Source organism: Acidovorax sp. SUPP2825 (assembly GCF_030158995.1).
Lineage (GTDB): Bacteria > Pseudomonadota > Gammaproteobacteria > Burkholderiales > Burkholderiaceae_C > Paracidovorax.
Map to the genome: position 1 here is coordinate 1 of NZ_BQXK01000056.1, position 1,305 is coordinate 1,305.

At 51.5% G+C, this 1,305-nt stretch carries 2 protein-coding genes and 1 pseudogene; 1 reads left to right on the top strand and 2 read right to left on the bottom strand.

Translation table 11 applies throughout. The features are described from left to right. Positions 1-116: pseudogene (locus AVAK2825_RS24645) on the top strand (IS5/IS1182 family transposase); the annotation flags it as partial. 430 nt (positions 117-546) lie between these two features. Here AVAK2825_RS24645 and AVAK2825_RS24650 read toward each other — a convergent pair. Both AVAK2825_RS24650 and AVAK2825_RS24655 read right to left on the bottom strand, forming a co-directional pair. Beyond that, on the bottom strand, positions 547-861 hold the full coding sequence (locus AVAK2825_RS24650; RefSeq protein ID WP_284403116.1) for a hypothetical protein: 315 nt from the start codon (positions 859-861) through the stop codon (positions 547-549). Beyond that, on the bottom strand, positions 858-1,305 hold a 448-nt coding region (locus AVAK2825_RS24655), incomplete at its 5' end, for a hypothetical protein (RefSeq protein ID WP_284403117.1). The genes AVAK2825_RS24655 and AVAK2825_RS24650, both read right to left, overlap by 4 nt.

Genomic DNA, 1,305 nt, shown 5'->3' on the forward strand with positions numbered 1-1,305 from the left:
TCTCCCGGGACTATGAGCGGTTGCCGGAAGTGCTCGGCGGGCTACATTTTCTGGTGTTTGCAGTGCTCATGTTGCCCGCCGCTGCACGGGTGCTAGCTGCGGCGGGAAGTTCATAACACGCTCTAGTGCACCAGTTGGCGCCTGCTGGCGTAGGTAATGCGGGCGATCTGCCCCGCGCCTGCGCTGCCTGGAGTGCCCGTCCCTCCTAGCACGTCTTTGAATGCCCGGCTCAGCCTGTCTGCCAAGTCGCGCTGCGCATCCACTGATGGATTTCGCACGCTAGGAATTAACAGAGGTGGCAAGGGGATCGCTTGCAGTTCCATTGGATCGGAAAAGTTCAGCGGATCCCCGCCCACACAACAGGAAACCTCTCAAAACCTCCGAATTCGCAAGTTTTAGCGTTGTAACTCGTTGATTTATATGGGCGTCGATTAGCAGGAATTGGGGTTTTGAGAGGTTCCCAACAGTTTGGTGTGGTCGACGACGCTGTTGCGCTCTGGTTTTCAGCAGTACGCGCCTTCCTGCTCATTTACAACTATTGCTGCGTTAAATTGGCTCGCGACATTCCGACAGTACTTTGGCAACTGCCACTGGAATCATCCCAGCTGTAAGAATGAGTTGCCCATCACCAGAAACAAGCCTTGGCTCCATCTCTTTTACTAGCGCAAATATTTTCGCAATTTGCCAAACTCTATTTGATTCCTTAGGGGATTCGAATTTAACAAAAACACTAAATAAGTCATCCACCCCTCTGCCCTCTCTGTAGCAGGTTAATCTAGCATTGGGACTTTTTGTCGGCTCATCAATTAACCAATACAATTCCGTGACGACACCGGAACGAATGTCTTTAAGATTTTTCATGGCAAGAGATTTCCAGTGAACGCGTTAATATTCATCCGAGAATTGATCTGCTGAAGTAACTGTCCATCTGCTGATCGAGCAGGCCCAATTCCATCGAGTTTTGGCACCCTCATCATCTGATTCGCAAGAGAGTTTGGTATCTCCACCCGCAATGTGAAAACTGCTTCTTTATCAAATGCATAGAACTTTTTACCCCAAGCAGCAGCATCAGTTGCAGACTCAGCAAACCACTTATTCCCCATTGCTCCAGGACCTGGGCTAAATCCCCCAGATTTAGCCACGCTGTCTAACTCAGCCCGAGAGACCACACGATACAGATGGGAGCCTCTCACAACCCCATGTTTGACGAATCCGAATAGGGAGGAGTGGGCGCCAGTAGCCGTTTGAGCGTGATGAGGCCCAGCAGCGGTCTGCGCCTGGGTGCATGAGGGGCCTTGCAGGCCC

Coding starts and splice junctions, on each gene's coding strand:
- AVAK2825_RS24650 (WP_284403116.1), bottom strand. CDS start 861: ATGAAAAATCTTAAAGACATTCGTTCCGGTGTCGTCACGGAATTGTAT.